The 23,829-nt window shown below is 60.3% G+C and carries 24 protein-coding genes; 19 read left to right on the top strand and 5 right to left on the bottom strand.

Annotation, left to right across the window (positions count from 1 at the left end):
- Positions 1–332: 332 nt before the first annotated feature.
- The 10 genes from DOCECA_RS14650 (at position 333) to araH (ending at position 10,040) form a co-directional block, all read left to right on the top strand.
- The gene (locus DOCECA_RS14650) at positions 333–971 is read left to right on the top strand and encodes a TetR/AcrR family transcriptional regulator (RefSeq protein ID WP_039593659.1); all 639 of its coding nucleotides are present in this window, start codon (positions 333–335) and stop codon (positions 969–971) included.
- Positions 972–1,109: 138 nt separating this feature from the next.
- Positions 1,110–2,078, top strand: coding sequence for a GTP 3',8-cyclase MoaA (locus DOCECA_RS14645; protein ID WP_420767192.1), 969 nt, complete (start codon positions 1,110–1,112; stop codon positions 2,076–2,078).
- A gap of 211 nt (positions 2,079–2,289) precedes the next feature.
- Positions 2,290–2,895: a DUF4823 domain-containing protein gene (locus tag DOCECA_RS14640; RefSeq protein ID WP_039593661.1), complete on the top strand. Its 606-nt coding sequence runs from the start codon at positions 2,290–2,292 to the stop codon at positions 2,893–2,895.
- Positions 2,896–2,910: 15 nt separating this feature from the next.
- Positions 2,911–3,471 carry a DUF1285 domain-containing protein gene (locus DOCECA_RS14635; RefSeq protein ID WP_420767193.1) on the top strand — a complete coding sequence of 187 codons (561 nt, stop codon included), beginning with the start codon at positions 2,911–2,913 and terminating at the stop codon, positions 3,469–3,471.
- Between the two features lie 114 nt (positions 3,472–3,585).
- Positions 3,586–4,329 carry a FadR/GntR family transcriptional regulator gene (locus DOCECA_RS14630; protein ID WP_434560002.1) on the top strand — a complete coding sequence of 248 codons (744 nt, stop codon included), beginning with the start codon at positions 3,586–3,588 and terminating at the stop codon, positions 4,327–4,329.
- Complete coding sequence (locus DOCECA_RS14625) at positions 4,330–5,205, top strand: SMP-30/gluconolactonase/LRE family protein (protein ID WP_445570731.1); 876 nt, start codon at positions 4,330–4,332, stop codon at positions 5,203–5,205. It begins immediately after the preceding gene.
- A gap of 237 nt (positions 5,206–5,442) precedes the next feature.
- Positions 5,443–6,261, top strand: coding sequence for an SDR family oxidoreductase (locus DOCECA_RS14620; RefSeq protein ID WP_434648541.1), 819 nt, complete (start codon positions 5,443–5,445; stop codon positions 6,259–6,261).
- Positions 6,262–6,436: 175 nt separating this feature from the next.
- Positions 6,437–7,441, top strand: coding sequence for a substrate-binding domain-containing protein (locus DOCECA_RS14615; RefSeq protein WP_420767197.1), 1,005 nt, complete (start codon positions 6,437–6,439; stop codon positions 7,439–7,441).
- Positions 7,442–7,516: 75 nt separating this feature from the next.
- The gene (gene araG, locus DOCECA_RS14610; RefSeq protein WP_434648538.1) at positions 7,517–9,061 is read left to right on the top strand and encodes an L-arabinose ABC transporter ATP-binding protein AraG; all 1,545 of its coding nucleotides are present in this window, start codon (positions 7,517–7,519) and stop codon (positions 9,059–9,061) included.
- Positions 9,062–9,071: 10 nt separating this feature from the next.
- Positions 9,072–10,040: an L-arabinose ABC transporter permease AraH gene (gene araH, locus DOCECA_RS14605; RefSeq protein WP_445570730.1), complete on the top strand. Its 969-nt coding sequence runs from the start codon at positions 9,072–9,074 to the stop codon at positions 10,038–10,040.
- Between the two features lie 206 nt (positions 10,041–10,246).
- Here the strand turns inward: araH and DOCECA_RS14600 are convergent, their stop codons facing one another.
- Both DOCECA_RS14600 and DOCECA_RS14595 read right to left on the bottom strand, forming a co-directional pair.
- The gene (locus tag DOCECA_RS14600; protein ID WP_434559996.1) at positions 10,247–10,627 is read right to left on the bottom strand and encodes a Rho termination factor N-terminal domain-containing protein; all 381 of its coding nucleotides are present in this window, start codon (positions 10,625–10,627) and stop codon (positions 10,247–10,249) included.
- Between the two features lie 32 nt (positions 10,628–10,659).
- Complete coding sequence (locus DOCECA_RS14595; RefSeq protein ID WP_434559994.1) at positions 10,660–11,007, bottom strand: hypothetical protein; 348 nt, start codon at positions 11,005–11,007, stop codon at positions 10,660–10,662.
- A 168-nt stretch (positions 11,008–11,175) separates the two neighbouring features.
- Here DOCECA_RS14595 and DOCECA_RS14590 point away from each other — a divergent pair, with 168 nt between their 5' ends.
- A complete protein-coding gene (locus DOCECA_RS14590; RefSeq protein WP_445570729.1) occupies positions 11,176–11,658 on the top strand; it encodes a GNAT family N-acetyltransferase in 483 nt (160 codons plus the stop codon).
- Between the two features lie 3 nt (positions 11,659–11,661).
- Here DOCECA_RS14590 and DOCECA_RS14585 read toward each other — a convergent pair whose 3' ends face one another.
- The gene (locus DOCECA_RS14585; RefSeq protein ID WP_434648536.1) at positions 11,662–12,294 is read right to left on the bottom strand and encodes a glutathione S-transferase family protein; all 633 of its coding nucleotides are present in this window, start codon (positions 12,292–12,294) and stop codon (positions 11,662–11,664) included.
- 186 nt (positions 12,295–12,480) lie between these two features.
- Here DOCECA_RS14585 and DOCECA_RS14580 point away from each other — a divergent pair, with 186 nt between their 5' ends.
- The 5 genes from DOCECA_RS14580 (at position 12,481) to DOCECA_RS14560 (ending at position 17,587) form a co-directional block, all read left to right on the top strand.
- Entirely contained in the window at positions 12,481–13,464 is a 984-nt protein-coding gene (locus DOCECA_RS14580; RefSeq protein ID WP_420767203.1) for a 2-dehydro-3-deoxygalactonokinase, read from the top strand.
- A gap of 19 nt (positions 13,465–13,483) precedes the next feature.
- Positions 13,484–14,104 (top strand): 2-dehydro-3-deoxy-6-phosphogalactonate aldolase, encoded by a 621-nt coding sequence (locus DOCECA_RS14575; protein ID WP_434607083.1) that lies wholly within the window; start codon positions 13,484–13,486, stop codon positions 14,102–14,104.
- Between the two features lie 49 nt (positions 14,105–14,153).
- A complete protein-coding gene (dgoD, locus tag DOCECA_RS14570) occupies positions 14,154–15,302 on the top strand; it encodes a galactonate dehydratase (protein ID WP_420767205.1) in 1,149 nt (382 codons plus the stop codon).
- Between the two features lie 113 nt (positions 15,303–15,415).
- A complete protein-coding gene (locus DOCECA_RS14565) occupies positions 15,416–16,726 on the top strand; it encodes an MFS transporter (protein ID WP_420767206.1) in 1,311 nt (436 codons plus the stop codon).
- Positions 16,727–16,783: 57 nt separating this feature from the next.
- Positions 16,784–17,587 carry an IclR family transcriptional regulator gene (locus DOCECA_RS14560; RefSeq protein WP_420767207.1) on the top strand — a complete coding sequence of 268 codons (804 nt, stop codon included), beginning with the start codon at positions 16,784–16,786 and terminating at the stop codon, positions 17,585–17,587.
- 6 nt (positions 17,588–17,593) lie between these two features.
- Here the strand turns inward: DOCECA_RS14560 and DOCECA_RS14555 are convergent, their stop codons facing one another.
- Positions 17,594–18,646 carry an NAD(P)-dependent alcohol dehydrogenase gene (locus DOCECA_RS14555; protein ID WP_434559984.1) on the bottom strand — a complete coding sequence of 351 codons (1,053 nt, stop codon included), beginning with the start codon at positions 18,644–18,646 and terminating at the stop codon, positions 17,594–17,596.
- Positions 18,647–18,824: 178 nt separating this feature from the next.
- Between DOCECA_RS14555 and DOCECA_RS14550 the strand changes: the two genes are divergently transcribed.
- Positions 18,825–19,715 carry an AraC family transcriptional regulator gene (locus DOCECA_RS14550; RefSeq protein ID WP_420767269.1) on the top strand — a complete coding sequence of 297 codons (891 nt, stop codon included), beginning with the start codon at positions 18,825–18,827 and terminating at the stop codon, positions 19,713–19,715.
- 183 nt (positions 19,716–19,898) lie between these two features.
- On the opposite strand, the gene DOCECA_RS14545 is transcribed toward DOCECA_RS14550, so the two are convergent.
- Positions 19,899–21,563, bottom strand: a complete 1,665-nt coding sequence (locus tag DOCECA_RS14545; RefSeq protein ID WP_434648533.1) for an electron transfer flavoprotein-ubiquinone oxidoreductase — start codon at positions 21,561–21,563, stop codon at positions 19,899–19,901.
- A gap of 546 nt (positions 21,564–22,109) precedes the next feature.
- Here DOCECA_RS14545 and DOCECA_RS14540 point away from each other — a divergent pair.
- Both DOCECA_RS14540 and DOCECA_RS14535 read left to right on the top strand, forming a co-directional pair.
- Complete coding sequence (locus DOCECA_RS14540; protein ID WP_007908338.1) at positions 22,110–22,859, top strand: electron transfer flavoprotein subunit beta/FixA family protein; 750 nt, start codon at positions 22,110–22,112, stop codon at positions 22,857–22,859.
- A gap of 1 nt (position 22,860) precedes the next feature.
- On the top strand, positions 22,861–23,790 hold the full coding sequence (locus DOCECA_RS14535; protein WP_420767210.1) for an electron transfer flavoprotein subunit alpha/FixB family protein: 930 nt from the start codon (positions 22,861–22,863) through the stop codon (positions 23,788–23,790).
- Positions 23,791–23,829: the final 39 nt, after the last annotated feature.

Below are 23,829 nucleotides of genomic sequence, written 5' to 3'. Positions count from 1 at the left end.
ATTAGGAGTAAAACAAAGGCACGCGGTCCGTTGGTACCTTTATCGGCGCGTCACTTGGGGGAGATGTCGTGCCGACAGTTCAAGTATTGATCAGTCTGGCGATGAGTCCAGTTTGACCGAGGTCGTTTTTAAACAAATTTGGAATACGTTCGCTTCGGATAAGTTCTCATTGCCGGCAAAGCCTGCCCAGGCGGGTCCGCGCTTACCAACTGAGGAGCTGGGGTCGCACCGTTTTGTGAAGAACTGTGGCCGTGCGCGGATGATCCGTGCATTTTTGCGTAAGTTAGGCATAATACCCGGCTTCGAATTTTGACCCTTCAGACCTTTTTCTTATGCACAAAGAACCTCGTAAGGTCCGTGAGTTTCGTCGCCGCGAGCAGGAAATTCTCGACACCGCGCTCAAGTTGTTCCTCGATCAGGGTGAAGACAGCGTCACCGTCGAGATGATTGCGGATGCCGTGGGTATCGGCAAAGGCACGATTTACAAACACTTCAAGTCCAAGGCAGAGATCTACCTGCGGCTGATGCTCGATTACGAGCGGGATTTGAACGAGCTGTTGCATTCGGCCGATGTCGACAAGGACAAGGAAGCGCTGTCCCGAGCGTACTTCGAGTTCCGCATGCGCGACCCGCAGCGTTACCGCTTGTTCGATCGCCTGGAAGAAAAGGTGGTCAAGGGCAACCAGGTGCCGGAAATGGTCGAGGAGCTGCACAAGATCCGCGCCTCGAATTTCGATCGCCTGACCTTGCTGATCAAGGGCCGGATCAGCGAAGGCAAGCTTGAAGACGTCCCGCCGTATTTCCACTACTGCGCTGCCTGGGCGCTGGTGCACGGCGCGGTGGCGCTGTACCACTCGCCGTTCTGGAGCAATGTGCTGGAAGACCAGGAAGGCTTCTTCCAATTCCTGATGGATATCGGTGTGCGCATGGGAAACAAGCGCAAGCGCGACACGGATACGCCGAGCAGTTGAGGCATTCAGCTGCTTAATTGCGCCATGTCCGCTTACATGGCGCAGTGCCCCAGGAATATACTCGGGCTTGGGTCTTGCGAAAACTTGATTTCTAGGTCAATTTTCACGGGCTCGATTCTTCTTTCGCCGGAGTGATCCATGATCGTTGACCGTCAAGGCAGGCGTTTTCGCAATTTGCGGATCAGCCTGACTTCAGCCTGCAATTACGCCTGTACCTACTGCGTGCCTGACGGCAAGCGGCTGGTGGCTGCGCAGGATGAACTGTCGGCCGAGGCCATGGCGCGAGGCGTGGCGTATCTGATCGAAGCGGCCGGAATCGAGCGGTTGCGCATCACGGGTGGCGAGCCGCTGGTCAGCCCCAAGCTTGAGAGCTTCATGACAGCGGTGGGGCAGATGGGCCTTGAGGACATCAGCCTGACCACCAACGGCCAGTTGCTGGCCAGGAAGCTGCCCCTGCTAATGAATGCCGGTATCCGCCGGATCAACGTTTCCCTCGACACCCTGGACGCCGCTGCGTTTCGCAGCATAGCCCGCGGAGGAGACCTGGCGACTGTGCTCGATGGCATGGAGCAGGCCCGGGCGGCGGGCCTGAAGATCAAGGTCAACATGGTGCCGCTGCGCGGGCAGAACCTCGATCAGGTGATGCCGTTGCTTGAATACTGCCTGGAACGTGGCTATGAGTTGCGCTTCATCGAGTTGATGCGCATGGGGCACCTGGCCAAGGATTCCAATGCGTTCCTTCAGCAATTCGTCAGCCTTCAGCAACTGCTGGGCCTGATTGGCGACCAATACGAATATCTGCAAGCCGACGCTCCCGTCGATGCCACGGCTGTGCGCTATGAAATTCCCGGGCTCGGGCACTTTGGCGTGATCGCCAACGAAAGCGTGCCGTTCTGCCGAACCTGTTCGCGACTGCGGTTGTCTTCCACTGGCTGGCTGCACGGCTGCCTGTCGTCGAGCAACCGTCATTACGTCGGCGATCTGCTGGACAAGCCCCGACACCAGGCGTTGCCGGCGCTCCAGCGCTTGCTGGTCAAGGCGTTGGGAGACAAGCAGGAAGTAGCGTTCTCGGGTGGCGCGACCATCATGAAAATCATTGGCGGCTGACTGGCTTCTCGTGGCGAGGGAGCTTGCTCCCGCTCGGCTGCGAAGCAGTCGCAACGTGCAAAGGGGCCGCTACGCCGAAGCGTTGGACCGGCCCTGCGGGAGCAAGCTCCCTCACCACAGGTATTCCAAGTCGCATACCCTGCAAGCTGGCGCAAAAGCTGCATCCCACGGCCATTCGCCGGTTTTCCGTCACCGGTTTTTGGAGGATAGGATGCGTAGCCTGTTTTTGCTGCTGACCGTTTTGACGCTTGGTGGCTGCATGAATGTCAGCGATATGGGGGAGGGCGTTCGTTATCACATGAGCGATGCCGGCCTGCTGGACCATAGCGACAGCCGCCGTGTAAACAACCTGCGCATCCAGCCGGATTCCTTCATCTACATCGCTCAGGGCGCTTTTGCTCCGCCAGGTAGCGCCTATCCGCGACCCAACGTCGTGGCTGAAGAAGCCTTCAATGGATTCATCGAATATTTCCCGATGGTTCGTCGCGCCCGGGTCCCGGAAGGCCTCGATCAGGCGATGGGTGAAGCGCGTGCCGCCGGTGCCCACTATTTGCTCTACACCCGATTTGCCAAGGCGGACAACCGCATCGGCAACACCGACGAATGGCTGGATGAAGAGGCGGTGGATCGCCTGGGTGTCGACACCAGTGTGATTCAAATCATGTTGATCGAGACCAGCACCCAGTATTTGATTGATACTGCACGCATCAAGAGTCGTGGCGGTTTGCTGACGTTGCACGACAAGCAGCCACAAGACCTCATCGCCGCGCCGTTGCGTGAGTACGCCCGCAGCTTGTTGGGGATGAGCAACGAATAAACAGAAGGGGGCACCATGAGCGGACCGCAAAAAGCCAATGACCTGCTGGGGCAGATCCCCAAGACCAAAGGCCTGCCGCCGGTCCACTTGTGGAACCCTGACTTCTGCGGCGACATCGACATGCGCATCGCCCGCGATGGCACTTGGTACTACCTGGGCACCCCCATCGGACGCAAGCCGATGGTCAAGCTGTTCTCCACCATCATTCGCCGCGACGGCGATGATTACTTTCTGATTACCCCTGTGGAAAAAGTCGGCATCAAGGTCGATGATGCGCCGTTCGTGGCCGTGACCCTGGAGGTCGAAGGAGAGGGGGAAGGGCAGTTGTTGCGCTTTACCACCAATGTCGAGGAAGTCACCGAAGCCGGCCCGGAACATCCGATGCGGGTGATGATCGATCCCCAGACCCAGGAACCGGCGCCTTACATTCATGTGCGCAGCAATCTTGAAGCGCTGATTCATCGCAATGTGTTCTATCAATTGGTGGAGCTTGCGGTCAGCCGTGAGATAGATGGGCAGCGCTGGTTGGGCGTCTGGAGTGGTGGCGAGTTTTTCCCCATCGGCCTGGAGCCCTGATTTTTCTGTAGGAACGAGCTTGCTCGCTCTCACAAGGCCCCAAAAATTCAAATTGACACCCAATCGTATGATGATTAGCGTGGGCACCTAACAAGAAATGCCCACGGGGTGCTCATGTCCAGCAGTTTTCACGCGTCGACCGTCGATTGGCTGGGGGGCTGGATCGCCGCCGGCCAGGTCAAGCCTGGGCAAACCATCAAGGTCGAGGCGGATCTGGGCGAGCAACTGGGCGTCAGCCGCACGGTGATTCGCGAAGCCATCAAAACCTTGGTGGCCAAAGGCATGCTGGAAGTCGGGCCGAAGGTCGGCACGCGGGTGTTGCCGGTGCGCCGCTGGAACCTCTTTGATCCACAAGTGGTGGGCTGGCTGTCGCGCAGCGGCTTGCCGGAGAATTTTGTCGACGATCTGCTGGACCTGCGCCGCACCATCGAACCGATGGCCGTGCGCTGGGCCTGTGAACGGGCGACGGCCGACCAGGTGCAGGCGATCCGCCTGGCCTATCATGCGCTTGAGCGGGCGGTGGACAGCGGTGCGGATTACAACCGCGCCGACCAGTTCTTCCACGAATGCATCCTCGCGGCCAGCCACAATCAATTCATCGAACAAATGGTCCCAGCCCTCGGAGCGTTGTTGGCGGTTTCGTTCGAGGTGTCGGCCGCCGACCCGGACGAACTGCGCCGCACGCTGCCGATCCACAAGGACATCGCCGAAGCCATCGCCGCTCGGGACGCGACGCGAGGCGTCTGGGCCTGCATGACGCTGATCGATAACGCAGACCTGGCCATCAAGCGTTTTTACCCCAATGTCATGGCCGGTCGAACAGACAACGCCGGGAAACTCGGGAACAGGAGGTTTTAAATGAAGTGGACGGCTGTGACGGAGCATCGGGCGAAGCTGGGCGAGGGGCCTTTTTGGGACGAGCCGACCCAGGCGCTGTATTGGGTCGATATTGCCGGCAAGCAGGCGTTGCGGCTGATTGGCAAGAACGTGCAGATCTGGCAGATGCCTGAGCACGTCTCTGCATTCATCCCGACCCAGAGCGGCGATGCCTTGGTGACGTTGAGCAGTGGCGTTTACCGGTTGGACCTGGACTCCCCAGGCCTGGAACCGCGCCTGAAGTTGCTGTGCATGGCCGATCCCCAGCCGGGCAATCGCGCCAACGAAGCCCGCTGCGATGCGTTGGGCCAGCTCTGGCTGGGCACCATGCAGAACAACATCGGGGAGGATGGCGAAGACTTGCCCATCGAGCAGCGCTCCGGTGGGCTGTTTCGTGTCGGCGGCGATGGCCGCGTGATGCCGCTGTTGCGTGGCTTGGGCATCCCCAACACATTGTTGTGGAGCCCTGATGGCACGACCGTCTATTTCGGCGAGAGCCTGGACGGGACCCTTTATCGGCACTTCATTTACCCCGATGGAAAACTCGCGCCCGCCGAAGTCTGGTTCGGACCCCATTCCCGTGGCGGGCCGGATGGTTCGGCGATGGATGCGCGGGGCTATATCTGGAACGCCCGTTGGGACGGCAGTTGCCTGCTGCGGTTGCATCCGAAGGGTCACGTCGATCAGGTGATCGAATTGCCGGTCAGTCGCCCTACCAGTTGTGTATTCGGTGGTGAAGACCTACGGACTTTGTATATCACCAGTGCGCAAAGTCCCCTCAATCACCCATTGGACGGGGCGGTGCTATCGATGCGCGTCGATGTGCCGGGCGTGGCTTGTACACGGTTCGCGGGGTAAATCCCAAAATATGGGATGTAAATATATATATTGAGATTATTCGGCGGTCGGGTTTATAGTCGGCTCCATCAGCAATACGCACTCACACTTAAAAAAACAAAACAGGTGAAGTGATGCATCGTTTTTTCCCGGAACGCCTCGGCGGTGTTCGCGAATCAGTGTTGAGCCCACAGCTTTTGAACCGGCCATCGTTGGGTGTCCGGTTTTTGTCGTGTGTTTGCACTGGAGGCCCCGTCCATGGCTGAAGCGCTTTGCTTGCCGCCGGTGCCTGAGCCCGTGAAGGGCGAACGCCTGAAAGACAAGGTCGTGCTGTTGACCGGCGCTGCCCAGGGCATCGGCGAAGCCATTGTCGCCGCGTTCGCTTCGCAACAGGCCCGGCTGGTCATCAGCGACATCCAGGGGGAAAAGGTCGAAACCGTCGCCGCCCATTGGCGTCGACAGGGTGCGGATGTCCAAGCGCTGAAGGTTGATGTCTCGAACCAACAGGATTTGCACGTCATGGCCCGCCGGGCGGTCGAGTTGCATGGTCGCATCGACGTGCTGGTGAACTGCGCAGGCGTCAACGTGTTCCGCGATCCGCTGGAAATGACCGAAGAGGACTGGCGCCGTTGCTTCGCCATCGACCTGGATGGTGCTTGGTACGGTTGCAAGGCGGTGTTGCCGCAGATGATCGAACAGGGCGTGGGCAGCATCATCAACATCGCGTCGACCCATTCGTCCCACATTATTCCCGGTTGTTTCCCATACCCCGTAGCCAAACATGGCCTGCTGGGCCTGACCCGTGCCCTGGGCATCGAGTACGCACCCAAGGGCGTGCGGGTGAATGCCATTGCGCCGGGCTACATCGAGACTCAACTGAACGTCGACTACTGGAACGGCTTTGCCGATCCCCAGGCCGAACGCCAGCGCGCGCTGGACCTGCACCCGCCACGGCGCATCGGGCAGCCGATCGAAGTGGCAATGACGGCCGTATTCCTGGCCAGTGACGAAGCACCGTTCATCAATGCCTCATGCATCACCATCGATGGTGGGCGTTCGGTCATGTACCACGACTGAACATTCTTGGATTGCGGAGGGAAACTTCGCCTGTAATCCAATCATCATACGATATGACTATTTACACCTATGCTTGTGCAGTAACACGATTTGACCGGCCAGCCTGCGCAATTCCACCCATGTGGAGCAGATCCCTGGACGTTTGGCTTTCAATAAAAAAAACAAGGAGTCAGCTATGAAATATCGTCGTGGGATCCGTTCCCTGTGTCGTGCCGCCCTGGCGGTGACCGCGGTCAGCCTTAGCAGCAGCCTGCTGGCAGCGGATCCGGTAAAAATCGGTTTTCTGGTCAAGCAGGCGGAGGAGCCCTGGTTCCAGACCGAGTGGGCTTTCGCCGAGAAGGCGAGCAAGGACAAAGGCTTCGAGTTGATCAAAATCGCCGTGCCCGATGGCGAAAAAACCCTTTCGGCCATCGACAGCCTTGCCGCCAACGGTGCCAAGGGCTTCGTGATCTGCCCGCCGGACGTGTCTCTCGGCCCAGCCATCATGGCCAAGGCCAAGCTTAACGATCTCAAGGTGATCGCCGTCGACGACCGTTTCGTCGACGCCAAAGGCAAGTTCATGGAGGACGTGCCATACCTGGGCATGGCGGCCTTCGAGGTGGGCCAGAAGCAGGGCGCCGCGATGGCCGCCGAGGCGAAAAAGCGTAACTGGGACTGGAAAGACACCTACGCGGTGATCAACACCTTCAACGAACTGGACACCGGCAAGAAGCGCACCGACGGTTCGGTCGATGCCTTGAAGAAAGCCGGGATGCCGGAAGACCACATTCTGTTTGCGGCGCTCAAGACCCTCGACGTCCCCGGCAGCATGGACTCCACCAACTCGGCGCTGGTGAAGCTGCCAAGCGCTGCGAAAAACCTGATCATCGGCGGTATGAACGACAACACCGTGCTGGGCGGCGTGCGCGCCACCGAAGCAGCCGGCTTCAAGGCGGCCAACGTGATCGGCATCGGCATCAACGGCACCGACGCCATCGGCGAGTTGAAGAAACCGGACAGCGGCTTCTTCGGTTCGATGTTGCCAAGCCCGCACATCGAAGGCTACAAGACCGCCGAAATGATGTACGAGTGGATCACCACCGGCAAGGAACCGCCGAAGTACACCGCCATGGACGAGGTGACGCTGATCACCCGGGAGAACTTCAAGCAAGAGCTGGAAAAGATCGGCCTGTGGAACTGACGGCCGGTTGATTCAAAAGCGGCCCTGGCCACATGAGTGGCAGGGTCGCTTGATCTCTGTGAGTTCGAGGTGGTTATGCAAGCGCAAACAGCGACATGGCAACACAACATCGGCGGCAGCTTGCGATTCAACGGGATCGGCAAGTCCTTTCCTGGCGTGCAGGCGCTGGCCAATATCAGTTTCGTTGCTCATCCGGGGCAGGTGCATGCCTTGATGGGCGAGAACGGCGCGGGCAAGTCCACGTTGCTGAAAATCCTCGGGGGCGCCTACATCCCGAGCAGCGGCGACTTGCAAATCGGCGAGCAGACGATGGCCTTCAAAGGCACCGCCGACAGCATCGCCAGCGGTGTGGCGGTGATTCACCAGGAATTACACCTGGTGCCGGAAATGACCGTCGCGGAGAACTTGTTCCTCGGTCATTTGCCGGCGCGTTTCGGCCTCGTCAATCGCGGCGTACTGCGTCAGCAGGCGTTGACATTGCTCAAAGGGCTGGCGGACGAAATCGACCCGCAGGAAAAAGTCGGTCGTCTGTCCCTTGGCCAGCGCCAGTTGGTGGAAATCGCCAAGGCCTTGTCCCGTGGCGCCCACGTCATTGCCTTCGACGAACCGACCAGCAGCCTGTCGGCCCGGGAAATCGACCGTTTGATGACGATCATTGCCCGCCTTCGGGACGAGGGCAAAGTGGTGCTGTACGTCAGCCACCGCATGGAGGAGGTGTTCCGCATCTGTGACGCGGTGACGGTCTTCAAGGACGGTCGTTATGTCCGCACCTTCGAGAACATGAGCGAGCTGACCCACGATCAGTTGGTCACGTGCATGGTCGGTCGCGATATCCAAGACATTTATGACTACCGCCCCAGGGAGCGCGGCGACGTGGCGTTGCAGGTGAAAGGCCTGCTCGGGCCGGGCTTGCGCGAACCGGTGAGTTTCCATGTACACAAGGGCGAAATCCTCGGCTTGTTCGGGCTGGTCGGCGCCGGTCGTACCGAGCTGCTGCGTTTGCTCAGTGGCCTGGAACGTCAGAGCGAGGGCAGCCTGGTCCTGCACGGCAAGGAATTGAAACTGCGTTCCCCCCGGGATGCCATCGCCGCTGGTGTGCTGCTCTGTCCGGAAGATCGCAAGAAGGAGGGCATCATTCCGTTGGGCAGCGTGGCCGAGAACATCAACATCAGCGCCCGTCCGGCTCATTCCGCGCTCGGCTGCCTGTTGCGTGGCGAGTGGGAGCGGGGCAATGCCGACAAGCAGATCAAGTCGCTCAAAGTGAAGACCCCGGCGGCGAGCCAGAAAATCATGTACTTGTCCGGCGGTAACCAGCAGAAAGCAATCCTGGGACGCTGGCTTTCCATGCCGATGAAAGTCCTGCTGCTTGACGAGCCGACGCGAGGCATCGACATCGGCGCCAAGGCCGAGATCTACCAGATTATCCACAACCTGGCGGCCGATGGCATCGCGGTGATTGTGGTGTCCAGTGACTTGATGGAAGTGATGGGCATTTCCGACCGGATCCTGGTGCTGTGCGAAGGGGCCATGCGCGGCGAGTTGCCGCGTGACCAGGCCGACGAATCCAACCTGCTGCAACTGGCGCTGCCGCGCCAACGCGTTGCCGACGCGGCGAACTGAGAGGTAAATCATGACCATCCAAAACAATGCACTGCCAACGGCGCGCAAACCCCTGGACCTGCGCCGCTTCCTCGACGACTGGGTCATGCTGCTGGCGGCCATCGCCATCTTCGTGCTCTGCACCCTGATGATCGACAACTTCCTGTCGCCGCTGAACATGCGCGGCCTGGGCCTGGCGATTTCCACCACCGGCATCGCGGCATGCACCATGCTGTATTGCCTGGCGTCCGGGCATTTCGACCTGTCGGTGGGTTCGGTGATTGCCTGCGCCGGCGTCGTCGCGGCCGTCGTGATGCGTGACACCAATAGCGTATTTCTCGGCGTGAGCGCGGCGTTGGTGATGGGGCTGATTGTCGGCCTGATCAACGGCATCGTCATCGCGAAACTGCGGGTCAATGCGCTGATTACCACGCTGGCGACCATGCAGATCGTACGCGGCCTGGCCTACATCTTTGCCAACGGCAAGGCGGTGGGGGTGTCGGAAGAATCGTTTTTCGTCTTTGGTAACGGCCAGATGTTCGGTGTGCCGGTGCCGATCCTGATCACCATTGCCTGCTTTCTGTTCTTCGGCTGGCTGCTGAACTACACCACTTATGGGCGCAACACCATGGCCATCGGCGGCAACCAGGAAGCGGCATTGCTGGCAGGCGTTAACGTTGATCGCACCAAGATCATCATCTTCGCCGTGCACGGTGTGATTGGTGCGCTGGCAGGCGTCATCCTGGCGTCGCGCATGACCTCGGGCCAGCCGATGATCGGCCAGGGTTTCGAACTGACCGTGATCTCTGCTTGTGTTCTGGGTGGCGTTTCGTTGAGCGGCGGCATCGGCATGATTCGCCATGTCATCGCCGGCGTGCTGATCCTGGCGATCATCGAGAACGCGATGAACCTGAAGAACATCGATACGTTCTACCAGTACGTCATCCGCGGCTCGATCCTGCTGCTGGCGGTGGTGATTGACAGGTTGAAACAGCGTTGAAGATTATTGGAGGCTGACCTGCCGCCATCGTCGGATCGCCGCCCGGAGCAGGCTCGCTCCCACACTGGCTCTGCACTGTTCCGAAGTCCTGAGCCAGGCACAAAAACCTGTGGGAGCGAGCCTGCTCGCGAAGGCGTCGGCACATCCGACACTTCCTTAGCTGACCCACCGCATTCGCGAGCAGGCCCGCTCCCACAGTTTTCGCTCTACCCCGCCTTGCGCAACGCCTCGACCAGTTCCTGCTTGCGCATCTTCGAGCGTCCGGGAATATTTTTTGCCCGGGCTTCTTTCATCAAGCTGTCCACGGTCTGGGCCTCATGGGAGGCTTTGCTGGTGCGCGGCTGCCCTTCGCGGCTCTTGGCGGCGCGCCGGGCCGACTCCTTGCGATCGGATTGCTTGGCTTCGGCGGGCTTCTTCTTGCCGGATCCACCAGAGCGTTCGCCGCCTCCCGATTGCTTGTTCACCGTGGCCCAGGCCCGAGCCTCGGCCTCGCCTTCCGACACACCTTTTTGCTCATAGCTGTCTTCGATGTGCTCGGCCTTGCGCTTCTGCTCATCGGTGTACTTGTCTTTGCTTCCACGAGGCATGGGAACGGTCCTCCTCAATGGCTGGGTAGAAGTTATTGACTGGAGGCCCCACCACCTTCAGAGCCTGAACCTCCGGTTGTGGTTTTCGAACCCACGCCAGTATCGGCATTGTCGGGCGCAGTGGAGTCAGGTGTGTTCATCCCGCCTTGGCGGCCCGTGTCGTTGCCTTGGACCCGCGGATCGGTGCCTGTGGCAGGCGGCTGGCCATTGTTCAAGGTGCCGCCCGTGCCATCGGTGTTCAGTTTGGGCAAACCTTGGGTGGCCGGCGAGTTGGGTGCCTGAACCGGGTCGGTCGGTCCGGTGCCACTGGTCGTGGCCGCGAAAGCCGCCGAAGACAGCAGCGTGGCGAATGTGAGTGCAGTCAGCCTTGAATAGATCATGGTGTCGCCTCCATTTTTTGAAATGCTTGCCAGATTTTTGGCCGCGCTGGAGAGGGGTTGGTGCCGCAGGGGCGACGAACGGCGCTATTGGGGGTGTTATTTAGAAGATGTGACGAGCGCCGCAGAGCGGCTTAGTATGATGCTTTCAATTGGCGACAAGGCCTGTTCATGTCCATCGAAATCCGTCCCGCGCAGCCCAGCGATGCGCCGCAAATCCTTGTTTTCATTACTGAGCTGGCCGATTACGAAAAAGCTCGCCACGAAGTCATCGCCAGCGTGGCCGACATCGAGCGCAGCCTGTTCAGCGAAGGCGCCACCGCCCACGGCTTGATCTGCCTGCGCGATGGCGTGCCGATCGGTTTTGCGGTGTTTTTCTTCAGCTATTCCACTTGGTTGGGCAGTAATTGCCTGTACTTGGAGGACTTGTACATCACGCCTGAACAGCGCGGTGGCGGGGCGGGCAAAACCTTATTGCGACATCTGGCGAAGATCGCCTGCGACAACGATTGTGGTCGCTTCGAGTGGAGCGTGCTGGACTGGAACACCCCGGCCATCGACTTCTACAAATCCCTCGGCGCGCAACCGCAGGAAGAGTGGGTGCGCTACCGGATGGATGGCAAGGTGCTCCGGGACTTCGCTAACGGCAACTGACGTTCATGAGTACGCGTCGGACGCCCACTGGGTAAACCCGGGTCGCTGTTGGAGTCGCGTGCAATAAGCGGCTACGGCTGGATAGTCCGGACGTTCCATGGGCGTCTGCCGCCAGCGGTGTACGGATAGGCCAATGAGTACGTCTGCAAGGGAAAAGTCTGCACCGGCTACGTAGGCGCCGGTGTGGTCCAGCTGTTGTTCCAGCAAGCCCATCTTCTTATTCCAGCCTTTGACGCCGGCGGCGATGAGTTGTGGGTCCTGGAAATCCGGGTGCTTGCGCACCAGTCCATAAAACGCATCGCCCCACGACGGATTGAGCTCGGTGGCTTGCCAATCCATCCACTGCTCTACACGCGCCCGTGCGGCAGGCTCGACAGGCAGCAGGTCGCTGCGCCCGTGCTTGCCCACCAGATAGCGGCAAATGGTGTTCGACTCCCAGAGCACGCCGCTCTCGTCGACAATCACCGGCACCTGGGCGTTGGGATTCAATGCCAGGAACGCCGGGTCATGGGTCGACGCGAAGCCGATGCCCCAGTCTTCGCGCTCGTAGGAGATTTCCAGTTCCTGGCAAGTCCACAAGACCTTTCTGACGTTAATCGAGGAAGTGCGGCCGAGGATCTTCAACAATTGTCCCATCACTTTTTCCCTGAGTTGTTTGGCGTCCGGTCAGAAACGTAGCAGGGTCTTGGGTGGATGGCGATGCCTTCACGATAGAATTGATATCCCAATATGTGGGAGAGATATTTATATATTGAGATTTTCCTGCGTCCGGGTTTATAGTCCGCGTCACTCACTGCCCAATAAACAAAACAGGTGAAGCGGATGCAGGCGCAATTGATCGCGCTCGATTGGGGAACGACCTCATTACGGGCTTACAAACTAGCCGCGGGAGGCGAGGTGCTCGAGCAGCGTTCGCTGTCGTCGGGGATCATGCAGTTGCCGTCCGGGCCGCGGACGATAGCGGGCCAGGTCTGCATCGACGGTTTTGAGCTGGCCTTCGATGAAGCCTGCGGCGATTGGCTCGATGCGCAGCCAGGCTTGCCCGTCATTGCCTGCGGCATGGTGGGCAGCGCCCAAGGTTGGCGGGAAGCGCCTTACTGCGACACGCCGGCAAACGTCGCCAATCTCGGACATTCCCTACAAATTATCCGGAGCCTTCGCGGTGTTGATGTTCACATCGTGCCAGGGGTAATCCAACGCTCCCGACTGCCCAATGTGATGCGCGGCGAAGAAACCCAGGTGCTCGGTGCGTTGCCTGGCTTGCCCAACGAAGCGGTGCTGATCGGCTTGCCGGGCAGCCATTCGAAATGGGTGGAGGCGGCTGAAGGCTGCATCGTCCATTTCGACACCTTCATGACCGGCGAGATCTTCGCCGTGCTCAGCGACCACAGCATTCTCGGCCGCACCCAGCAGCGCGGCGCGGCGTTCGATGGCGTGGCTTTCGATCGCGGCGTGCAGGTGGCGCTGTCGTCGGATGGGCAGATTGGCCCGCTGTCCACCGTGTTCAGCGCCCGCAGCCTGGGCCTGACCGGCGAGCTCGGCGCGAGCGCCCAGGCCGATTACCTGTCGGGTGTGCTGATCGGCCATGAGTTGACGGCCCTGGCCGCCGTGCAACGTCAACGGCGCAACAGCGTTCACCTGCCGACGGTCGTGCTGATTGGTAATTCTCAACTCTGCGCCCGTTACCAGCGGGCCCTCGACGCCTGCGGTTTCGCCCGCGTGATCCTGGCCGAACAGGCCACCGAACGCGGTTTGTGGCAACTGGCCTTGGCGGCCGGGCTGCTCGGACCCACCGCGTCGCGTTAAACCTGACTGGAGACCTGACATGCTCAAACAAGCATTGGCGCACAACGGGCTGATCGCGATTCTTCGCGGCCTGCGCCCCGAGGAGGCGGCATCTATCGGCGAAGTCCTGTATAGCGAGGGATTTCGAGTCATCGAAGTGCCGCTCAATTCCCCCGAACCGTACGAAAGTATCCGCATCCTGCGCAGTACCTTGCCCGCCGATTGCCTGATCGGCGCGGGTACTGTGCTGACCCCGGAGCAGGTGGAGCAGGTCAAGGCGGCCGGTGGCCAGGTGATCGTCATGCCTCACAGTGACCCGAAGGTCTTGCGGGCGGCAAAAGCGGCGGGGCTGTACCTGTCGCCCGGCGTCGCCACGCCGACCGAAGCTTTCGCCGCGCTGGCCGAGGGCGCTCATGTGCTGAAGATGTTCCCCGCCGAGCAAATGGGCCCGGCGGTGGTCAAGGCCTGGCTCGCGGTTTTACCGGCCGGGACCGTGCTGGTGCCGGTGGGCGGGATTACGCCGGACAACATGGCGGTGTTCGTCGAAGCCGGCGTCAAGGGTTTCGGCCTGGGTTCCGGGTTGTTCAAGCCGGGCCTGACAGCGGATCAAGTGGCGGTGCGCGCCAAGGCCTATGTGGCCGCATGGAATGCCTTGAACTGAAGACTTTTCCAGCGCTCCGAGCGCTGCATCTGACAAGAGAGACAACAAGATGAAAATCACCAAGCTGACCACGTTTATCGTTCCGCCGCGCTGGTGCTTCCTCAAGGTCGAGACCGATGAGGGCGTGACCGGTTGGGGCGAACCCGTGGTCGAAGGCCGTGCCCACACAGTGGCGGCTGCGGTTGAAGAATTGTCCGACTACCTGATCGGCAAAGACCCACGCAACATCGAAGACATCTGGACCGTGCTCTATCGCGGTGGCTTCTACCGCGGCGGGGCCGTCCACATGAGCGCCCTGGCCGGTATCGACCAAGCGTTGTGGGACATCAAGGGCAAGGCCCTGGGTGTGTCGGTCAGCGATCTGTTGGGCGGCCAGGTTCGGGACAAGATTCGTGTCTATTCATGGATCGGCGGCGACCGGCCGGCGGACACCGCCCGAGCGGCGAAAGAGGCGGTGGGACGCGGCTTCACGGCGGTGAAGATGAACGGCACCGAAGAACTGCAGTTCCTCGATACCTTCGAAAAAGTCGACCTGGCCCTGGCCAACGTGGCAGCGGTGCGCGACGCGGTCGGGCCGAACGTCGGCATTGGCGTGGATTTCCACGGCCGTGTGCACAAGCCAATGGCCAAGGTTCTGATGAAGGAGCTCGACCCCTTCAAGCTGATGTTCATTGAAGAACCGGTGCTCAGCGAAAACTACGAAGCCCTCAAGGAACTGGCGCCGCTGACCAGTACCCCGATTGCCCTGGGCGAGCGGTTGTTCTCGCGATGGGATTTCAAGCGGGTGCTCAGCGAAGGCTATGTGGACATCATCCAGCCGGATGCGTCCCACGCCGGCGGCATCACCGAAACCCGCAAGATCGCCAACATGGCCGAGGCCTACGATGTGGCGCTGGCACTGCATTGCCCGTTGGGTCCAATCGCCCTGGCGGCGTGCCTGCAACTGGACGCGGCTTGCTACAACGCGTTTATCCAGGAGCAGAGCCTGGGCATCCATTACAACGAAAGCAATGACTTGCTGGACTACATCAAGGACCCGCGAGTGTTCGACTATGACCAAGGCTTCGTGAAAATTCCGAACGGTCCTGGCCTGGGTATCGAAATCAATGAGGAATACGTCATCGAGCGCGCGGCCATTGGCCATCGCTGGCGCAACCCGATCTGGCGCCATGCCGATGGCAGTTTTGCCGAATGGTGAGTCACGCCTGACCCTGTGGGAGCAAGCTCGCTCCCACAATTTGATCTTCGCAAGCAGGGAGATCTTCTTCGATGCGCCCGTTTCCTCAATAAACATAAAAAGAGGCACCTCACATGCAAGCGCACACCCTGAGCGCGCAGGCGTCGTCGGTGACGCCCAGCCGCAAGCGTTTTTTCATCATGGTGTTGCTGTTCATCACGGTGGTGATCAACTACCTGGACCGCAGCAATCTCTCGATCGCGGCCCCCGCATTGACCAGCGACCTGGGCATCGACCCGATCCACGTCGGGCTGATTTTCTCGGCGTTCGGCTGGACTTACGCCGCCATGCAGATCCCCGGCGGCTGGCTGGTGGACCGGGTGCCGCCGCGCATCCTGTATAGCGTGGCGTTGTTGCTGTGGTCGGCGGCCACGGTGATGCTCGGTTTTGCCGCCAGTTTCATCGCGCTGTTCGTGCTGCGCATGGCCGTCGGTGCCCTGGAAGCGCCGGCTTATCCGATCAACAGCCGCGTGGTCACCACCTGGTTTCCCGAGCGCGAGCGGGCCACGGCCATTGGTTTCTATACCTCCGGGCAGTTCGTTGGGCTCGCATTTTTGACTCCGGTGCTGGCGTGGCTGCAACACGCGTTTGGTTGGCACATGGTGTTTGTCGCCACGGGCGCGGTGGGCATTCTCTGGGCGGTGATCTGGTATGCGGTATATCGCGAGCCTCGGGATTTCAAGGGCGCCAATGCCGCGGAAATCGAGTTGATCCGTGAGGGTGGAGGGCTGGTGGACATCCAGGCCGATACCGCCAAGGCCAAGGCCAAATTCAGCTGGAGCGACCTGGGCATCGTCCTGACCCAACGCAAGTTATGGGGTATCTACCTGGGGCAGTTCTGCCTCAACTCCACGCTGTGGTTTTTCCTGACGTGGTTCCCGACCTACCTGGTGAAGTATCGCGGCATGGACTTCATCAAGTCCGGCTTGCTGGCGTCGTTGCCGTTCCTTGCGGCATTCGTCGGCGTGCTGTGTTCCGGCTTCTTCTCGGACTGGCTGATCCGCCGAGGCGCCACGGTGGGTTTTGCGCGCAAGCTGCCGATCATTGGCGGGCTGCTGATTTCCACCTCGATCATCGGCGCCAACTTCGTGGAGTCGACGCCCCTGGTGATCGCCTTCCTGGCCCTGGCGTTTTTCGGCAATGGCCTGGCGTCGATCACGTGGTCACTGGTTTCCACCTTGGCACCGGCGCGGTTGCTCGGTTTGACCGGCGGGGTATTCAATCTCATCGGTAATCTGGCGGCCATCGCCACGCCGATTGTCATCGGCTTCCTTGCTAGCGGTGATTCGTTTGCCCCGGCCATTACCTATATCGCCGTATTGGCATTGGCCGGGGCGCTGTCCTACATCCTGCTGGTCGGGAAGGTCGAGCGCATCGAGTTGTAGTCCGACGGGGCGGGCGACCATAATGCCGCCCGTTCCCCGCACTGTTGAAGGCCGGATATGCAGCAAGACGATCCAAAAATCATCAAGGATGCCGCTCCTACTGGCACGCAGACCTTGCTGCGCGGCCTGGGCGTGGTCCAGGCGGTCGCCAGCGGTGCTCGCGACTTGAAGGAAATCGCCCGGCTGATCGGCACCACCCGCAGCACCACCCACCGCCTGGCCAGTTGCCTGGTGGACGAACGTTACCTGCGCGTGGTGCCGCAAGTGGGTTACCTGCTGGGGCCGAAGTTGATCGAGCTGGGTTTCCAGGCTCGGGAAGAGTTGCCACTGGTGAGCCTGGCGGGGCCGTACCTGGACGAGTTGTCGGCGCTCACCGGGGACACCGTTCACCTGGCGATTCGCGAGGGCGACGAAGTCTTGTATCTGCTGAAAAATCCGGGGCGTAACGGGCCGGAAATGCGTTCGCGCGTGGGCCATCGCATGCCGTTGGCGCGGACAGGGATCGGCAAGGCGCTGATGCTCGATGATGCCCAGGAACAATGGAAGCGGCTGTACGAAATCAGCCTGCCGGCGGGTGGGAAGAATCAATTCTGGCCCCAGCACCAGGAGCAATCCTGGGAACAGTTCCAGCAACGGATGGTGGAGTATGTGGCGGGGGGCTATGCCTTCGACCTGGAGGACAACGAACCGTCGATCCGCTGTGTGGCGGCGCCGATCCGTGACGCCGGCAAGCGCATCGTCGCCGGTATCAGCATCGCCAGCACGGTGCCGTACATGCCTTTGGAAAAGATGGCCGAGCTGATTCCCCTGGTCAAAGGGGTCACAGCCCGGCTGTCGGCGGAACTGGGTGCCAAGGTTTGACGAGCGTCAGGCCTTGAGCGTCGCCATGTCGATAACGAAGCGGTACTTCACATCCCCGGCGATCATGCGGCTGTAGGCCTCGTTGATCTGGCGGATGTCGAGCATTTCAATGTCGCAGCTGATGTTGTGTTTTGCGCAGAAATCCAGCATTTCCTGGGTTTCGGCGATGCCGCCAATCAGCGAGCCGGCCAACACTCGGCGACCCAGGATCAGCTTTGCCGCGTGTACGGGTGGGTCGACCGGCTCGACCAGGCCGACGATGATGTGCACGCCGTTGAAATGCAGCGTATCGAGGTAGGGATTGAGGTCGTGCTGCACCGGAATGGTGTCCAGCAGGAAGTTGAAACGTCCGGCGGCGGCCGCCATCTGTTCGGCGTCGGTGGACACGATCACATGGTCCGCGCCTTGGCGACGGGCTTCTTCTGCCTTGCTCGCCGAGCGGGTGAACAACGTCACTTCCGCGCCCATGGCCTTGGCGAACTTGATGCCCATGTGGCCCAGGCCACCCATCCCCAGCACGCCGACCTTGTCTCCGGCCTTCACGCCATAATGCTTGAGGGGAGAGTAGGTGGTGATGCCTGCGCAGAGCAGCGGCGCGGCGCTGGCCGGGTCGAGTGTCTGGGGGACGCGCAGTACAAAATGCTGGCTGACCACGATGCTGTCGGAATAGCCACCCATGGTGTGGCCGCCGCTCACGTGGTCCGGGCTGGCGTAGGTCTGGGTCATGCCTTCCAGGCAGTATTGTTCCAGATCGGCACGGCAAGCTTCGCATTCGCGGCAGGAGTCGACCATGCAGCCTACGCCTACCAGGTCGCCGACCTTGTGATGGGTGACATTCGCCCCCACGGCGGTGACTTTGCCGATGATTTCGTGGCCGGGCATCAGCGGATAGACGGCGATGCCCCATTCATTCCGGGCCTGATGGATGTCGGAGTGGCAGACGCCGCAGTAGAGAATTTCGATCGCCACATCGTCCGCGCGCGGGCTGCGGCGCTCGAACTTCATGGGGGCGAGGGGCGTGGTGGCCGATTGGGCGGCATAGCCGATGGCTGTGTACATGATGGACCTCGCTATCATTGAACGGTGAGGGGTTCATTCTGGGAGGCAGGGCGGCCGGTGGCGATGGCGATTCCTACGCCTGTCATGCCTAATCCTACGGCGTTGGCCAGGATTCGATTCCATGTGGCGCCAGACCTGCGATGATGTTTTCATCCCTTTCTTCGTGAAGTTTTCGCTCATGCTGCTGACCCGTCATCTCGATGCCAACGCCACGCTGGTTTCGCTGATAGAACCTTTGGCGACCCACGACGGTTTTGTTCCTACGCGACTGCCAGGGGTGCACGCGCTTCGCGCCAGCCAGGACGTCGCTCGTGGCCCGCAGCTCTACGAACCGAGCCTGGTGATCATTGCCCAGGGCAGCAAACTGGCGTACCTGGGGCCCCGCACAATGGAATATGGCGCGGGGCATTATCTGATCCAGGCCCTGCCGGTGCCGTTCGAATGCGAAACCTACGCCATGCCCAATGCTCCGCTGTATGGAGTTTCCGTTGCGATCGATCGGGCGATGCTGGGCGACCTGGTGCTGGCCATGGGGTTGATGCCGGGGCGGAATCTGCCGCCTCAGACGCCGGAGTCCATGACTTGCGCAGTGCTCGATGACGCCATGCGTGGGTGTGTCGAGCGCTTGTTGCGCTGCTTGCACGACCCGTTGGAATGCCAGGTCATGGGCCAGGCGCGGCTGCGGGAGCTGCTGTTCGTCGCGTTGCGCGGACCCCAGGCCGATGTGCTGCGGGCGTTGGTGGAGCAACAGGGCCAGTTCGCCCGGATTGCCGCTGCCCTGGGCCATTTGCATGCGCACTTCACCGAGCCGTTGAACGTCGAGATCCTGGCCAGTCGCGCGAACATGAGTGCTTCGACCTTTCACGAGCATTTCAAGCGCAGCACGTTGCTATCGCCGGTGCAGTACCTCAAGCGATTGCGCCTACTCAAGGCCCAGCGGCTGCTGCTCTGCGAGGGCATGAGCGTGGCCCAGGTCGCGCACCAGGTGGGGTATCAGAGCCCGTCGCAATTCAGCCGGGAGTACAAGCGTTACTTCGAGCGCAACCCAGGGGACGAACGCGCCGCCTGAATTGTGCAGGGAACCCTGTGGAAGCGAGCCTGCTCGCGAAAGCGGTTTATCATTCAACACACATGTCGACTGAGACACCACTTCGCGAGCAGGCTCGCTCCCACTTTGGTTCGGTGTGCTTCCCGGAATCGCGGGCAACAAAAAGGCCCCCATTGCGGGAGCCTCGATGTTCAGCGTTCCGGCTTACATGTTCGGGTAAGTCGGTCCGCCGGCGCCTTCCGGCGTGACCCAGGTGATGTTCTGTGCAGGGTCCTTGATGTCGCAGGTCTTGCAGTGAACGCAGTTCTGGGCGTTGATCTGGAAGCGCTTCTCGCCATCCTCCTTGGTGACCACTTCATAAACGCCGGCCGGGCAGTAGCGCTGGGCCGGTTCGTCGTACAGCGGCAGGTTCTTGCTGATCGGGATGCTCGGGTCGGTCAGCTTCAGGTGGCAAGGCTGCTCTTCTTCATGGTTGGTACCGGAGATGAACACCGAGCTGAGCTTGTCGAAGCTGATCTTGCCGTCCGGCTTCGGGTAGTCGATCTTCTTGCATTCGGCCGCAGGTTTCAGGCAAGCATAATCTGGCTTGGTGTCGCGCAGCGTGAATGGAATCTTGCCGCCGAAAATGTTCTGGTCGAGCCAGTTGAAACCGCCGCCGATGATCGCACCGTACTTGTGGATCGCCGCGCCGAAGTTGCGGCTGGCGAACAGCTCTTCATACAGCCAGCTGTTCTTGAAACTGTCGACATAGGCCGTCAGTTCATCGCCGCCTTCGGACTCGGCGAACAGGCGATCAGCCACGGCTTCGGCAGCGAGCATGCCGGATTTCATCGCGGTGTGACTGCCCTTGATCTTGGCGAAGTTCAGGGTGCCGAGGTCGCAACCGATCAGCGCGCCGCCCTTGAAGACCATCTTGGGCAGCGAGTTCAGGCCGCCCTTGGCGATGGCGCGAGCGCCGTAACTGACGCGCTTGCCGCCTTCCAGATACTGCTTGAGCACAGGGTGATGCTTGAGGCGCTGGAACTCGTCGAATGGTGACAGGAAGGTGTTGCTGTAGGACAGGTCGACGATCAAGCCGACGACCACTTGGTTGTTTTCCAGGTGATAAAGGAAAGAGCCGCCGGTATTTTCGGTGCCCATGATGTCCAGCGGCCAGCCGGCGGTGTGCACCACCAAGCCTGGTTGATGCTTGGCCGGGTCGATTTCCCAGATTTCCTTCAGGCCGATGCCGTAGTGCTGGGTGTCGGCTTCGCTGTCCAGGTTGAAGCGCTTGATCAATTGCTTGCCAATGTGGCCACGGCAGCCTTCGGCGAACAGCGTGTACTTGCCGCGCAACTCCATTCCAGGGGTGTAGAGGCCTTCTTTCGGATTGCCTTCGCGGTCGACGCCAAGGTCGCCGGTGATGATCCCGCGGACGACGCCGTTTTCGTCGAACAACGCTTCCTGGGCGGCGAAGCCCGGGTAGATTTCCACGCCCAGGTTCTCGGCCTGCTGGGCCAGCCAACGGCAAAGATTGCCAAGGGAAATAATATAGTTGCCTTCGTTGTGCATGGTCTTGGGCACAAAGAAGTCAGGGATTTTGCTCGCGGTCTCGGCGTTTCTCAGGACATAAATGTCATCGCGCTTGACCGGCGTGTTCAACGGAGCGCCGAGCTCTTTCCAATCCGGAAACAGTTCGTTCAGGGCGCGCGGTTCGAACACCGCGCCGGAGAGGATGTGCGCGCCGACTTCGGAGCCTTTTTCGACCACGCAGACGCTGATTTCCTTACCGGCTTCGGCGGCCTTCTGTTTCAGTCGGCAAGCGGCAGACAGGCCAGCGGGGCCGGCACCGACGATGACCACGTCGAATTCCATGTATTCGCGTTCCACAGGCTATCTCCTACTCAAGGCTCAACAGTTTTTTCTAATTGGAGGTTTGGCGTTGCATCCGTTGTTTCCTTCGCGAAGCGACGAAAGCGACAATGGATGACCCGCGCTTCTCTCTTAAGCGGCGCATTATATCTACACCACTCTCAGGGTCCAATACAAACGTTTGTTTGAAATTGCCGCAGCCCAGATAAATCACTGACGTACGGCTTATGACTGACCATTTTGCCGTATTGACCGGAATAGACGTTCCGGTCAAGATACGGGCGGTTTTGCGCTCGCCGTAGGCTGACTGTTGGTTCCAAGAGCACCTCTAAAGACAGGGCGAAGGCAGCACAAAGTGACGAGTTGCGCGGTTCGGACGCGCAGTTTACACGCCGCGATAATGAATGACTCATCGGTCATCACTGACGAATGGTCTTCACTCCCGTGAGCAAAGGTCATGTGTGGTTCATGCCGGCGTTTTTAGAGGTGCCCTTGCGCCCATGATCATCAACCGCCAGGTTCGCCCAGGCGACTTTCTTTTCACCGGAGAGTAACGAGGAATCCATGAAGGTTCTTGTAGCTGTCAAACGAGTGGTCGACTATAACGTCAAGGTTCGCGTCAAGGCGGACAACTCCGGCGTCGACCTCGCCAACGTCAAGATGTCGATGAACCCTTTCTGCGAAATCGCCGTAGAAGAAGCCGTACGCCTGAAAGAAAAAGGCGTGGCGACTGAGATCGTCGTCGTTTCCATCGGCCCGACCACCGCCCAGGAACAACTGCGCACCGCGCTCGCGCTGGGTGCCGATCGCGCCATCCTCGTCGAATCCGCCGAAGACCTGACTTCCCTGGCCGTTGCCAAGCTGTTGAAAGCCGTAGTTGACAAGGAACAGCCACAGCTGGTGATCCTCGGCAAGCAGGCCATCGACAGCGACAACAACCAGACCGGCCAGATGCTCGCTGCGTTGAGCGGCTACGGCCAGGGCACCTTCGCGTCGAAAGTCGAAGTGTCGGGCGACAGCGTTGCCGTGACTCGCGAAATCGACGGCGGCGCGCAGACAGTTTCCCTGAAACTGCCGGCCATCGTCACCACCGACCTGCGTTTGAACGAGCCGCGTTACGCGTCCCTGCCAAACATCATGAAAGCCAAGAAGAAGCCGCTTGAAGTGCTGACTCCTGACGCTTTGGGCGTTTCCACCGCCTCCACGAACAAGACCCTGAAAGTCGAAGCGCCGGCTGCACGCAGCGCCGGCATCAAGGTCAAGTCGGTGGCTGAACTGGTCGAGAAACTGAAAAACGAAGCGAAGGTAATCTGATATGACTATCTTGGTAATCGCCGAACACGATAACAAGGCGCTGGCTCCGGCCACGCTGAACACCGTTGCTGCCGCCGCCAAAATCGGTGGCGATGTCCACGTCCTGGTGGCCGGGCAGGGCGCTGGCGCCGTTGCCGAAGCCGCCGCCAAGATCGCTGGCGTGAGCAAAGTCCTGAACGCCGATAATGCTGCCTATGCGCACCAACTGCCGGAAAACGTTGCTCCATTGGTAGCTGAGCTGGGCAGTGGCTACAGCCACATCCTGGCGGCCGCGACATCGAACGGCAAGAACATCCTGCCTCGCGTAGCTGCTGCATTGGACGTCGACCAGATCTCCGAAATCATTTCGGTAGAAAGCGCCGACACCTTCAAGCGTCCGATCTACGCTGGCAACGCCATCGCCACCGTGCAATCGACCGCTGCGATCAAGGTCATCACCGTTCGCGCCACCGGTTTCGACCCGGTTGCCGCCGAAGGTGGTTCGGCTGCCGTTGAAGCCGTGGGCGCTGCCCACGACAAGGGCATTTCCAGCTTCGTCAACGAAGAGCTGGCCAAGTCCGATCGTCCTGAGCTGACCGCCGCCAAGATCGTCGTTTCCGGCGGCCGCGGCATGCAGAACGGTGACAACTTCAAGCACTTGTACGCCTTGGCTGACAAGCTGGGCGCTGCCGTTGGCGCATCCCGCGCAGCGGTCGACGCCGGTTTCGTTCCCAACGACATGCAGGTCGGCCAGACCGGCAAGATCGTTGCACCACAGCTGTACATCGCCGTCGGTATCTCCGGCGCGATCCAACACTTGGCCGGCATGAAGGACTCCAAGGTGATCGTTGCGATCAACAAGGACGAAGAAGCGCCAATCTTCCAAGTGGCCGACTACGGCCTGGTGGCGGACCTGTTCGAAGCCATCCCTGAGCTGGAGAAGCTGGTCTAATCCGGCATCTTCACTTATAAAGAGCCCGGCCTTTTGGCC

The organism is Pseudomonas sp. E102 (genome assembly GCF_052660185.1).
This window is presented reverse-complemented; position numbering and strand designations above follow the sequence as displayed.

Coding starts and splice junctions, on each gene's coding strand:
- DOCECA_RS14650 (WP_039593659.1), top strand. CDS start 333: ATGCACAAAGAACCTCGTAAGGTCCGTGAGTTTCGTCGCCGCGAGCAG.
- DOCECA_RS14645 (WP_420767192.1), top strand. CDS start 1,110: ATGATCGTTGACCGTCAAGGCAGGCGTTTTCGCAATTTGCGGATCAGC.
- DOCECA_RS14640 (WP_039593661.1), top strand. CDS start 2,290: ATGCGTAGCCTGTTTTTGCTGCTGACCGTTTTGACGCTTGGTGGCTGC.
- DOCECA_RS14635 (WP_420767193.1), top strand. CDS start 2,911: ATGAGCGGACCGCAAAAAGCCAATGACCTGCTGGGGCAGATCCCCAAG.
- DOCECA_RS14630 (WP_434560002.1), top strand. CDS start 3,586: ATGTCCAGCAGTTTTCACGCGTCGACCGTCGATTGGCTGGGGGGCTGG.
- DOCECA_RS14625 (WP_445570731.1), top strand. CDS start 4,330: ATGAAGTGGACGGCTGTGACGGAGCATCGGGCGAAGCTGGGCGAGGGG.
- DOCECA_RS14620 (WP_434648541.1), top strand. CDS start 5,443: ATGGCTGAAGCGCTTTGCTTGCCGCCGGTGCCTGAGCCCGTGAAGGGC.
- DOCECA_RS14615 (WP_420767197.1), top strand. CDS start 6,437: ATGAAATATCGTCGTGGGATCCGTTCCCTGTGTCGTGCCGCCCTGGCG.
- araG (WP_434648538.1), top strand. CDS start 7,517: ATGCAAGCGCAAACAGCGACATGGCAACACAACATCGGCGGCAGCTTG.
- araH (WP_445570730.1), top strand. CDS start 9,072: ATGACCATCCAAAACAATGCACTGCCAACGGCGCGCAAACCCCTGGAC.
- DOCECA_RS14600 (WP_434559996.1), bottom strand. CDS start 10,627: ATGCCTCGTGGAAGCAAAGACAAGTACACCGATGAGCAGAAGCGCAAG.
- DOCECA_RS14595 (WP_434559994.1), bottom strand. CDS start 11,007: ATGATCTATTCAAGGCTGACTGCACTCACATTCGCCACGCTGCTGTCT.
- DOCECA_RS14590 (WP_445570729.1), top strand. CDS start 11,176: ATGTCCATCGAAATCCGTCCCGCGCAGCCCAGCGATGCGCCGCAAATC.
- DOCECA_RS14585 (WP_434648536.1), bottom strand. CDS start 12,294: ATGGGACAATTGTTGAAGATCCTCGGCCGCACTTCCTCGATTAACGTC.
- DOCECA_RS14580 (WP_420767203.1), top strand. CDS start 12,481: ATGCAGGCGCAATTGATCGCGCTCGATTGGGGAACGACCTCATTACGG.
- DOCECA_RS14575 (WP_434607083.1), top strand. CDS start 13,484: ATGCTCAAACAAGCATTGGCGCACAACGGGCTGATCGCGATTCTTCGC.
- dgoD (WP_420767205.1), top strand. CDS start 14,154: ATGAAAATCACCAAGCTGACCACGTTTATCGTTCCGCCGCGCTGGTGC.
- DOCECA_RS14565 (WP_420767206.1), top strand. CDS start 15,416: ATGCAAGCGCACACCCTGAGCGCGCAGGCGTCGTCGGTGACGCCCAGC.
- DOCECA_RS14560 (WP_420767207.1), top strand. CDS start 16,784: ATGCAGCAAGACGATCCAAAAATCATCAAGGATGCCGCTCCTACTGGC.
- DOCECA_RS14555 (WP_434559984.1), bottom strand. CDS start 18,646: ATGTACACAGCCATCGGCTATGCCGCCCAATCGGCCACCACGCCCCTC.
- DOCECA_RS14550 (WP_420767269.1), top strand. CDS start 18,825: ATGCTGCTGACCCGTCATCTCGATGCCAACGCCACGCTGGTTTCGCTG.
- DOCECA_RS14540 (WP_007908338.1), top strand. CDS start 22,110: ATGAAGGTTCTTGTAGCTGTCAAACGAGTGGTCGACTATAACGTCAAG.
- DOCECA_RS14535 (WP_420767210.1), top strand. CDS start 22,861: ATGACTATCTTGGTAATCGCCGAACACGATAACAAGGCGCTGGCTCCG.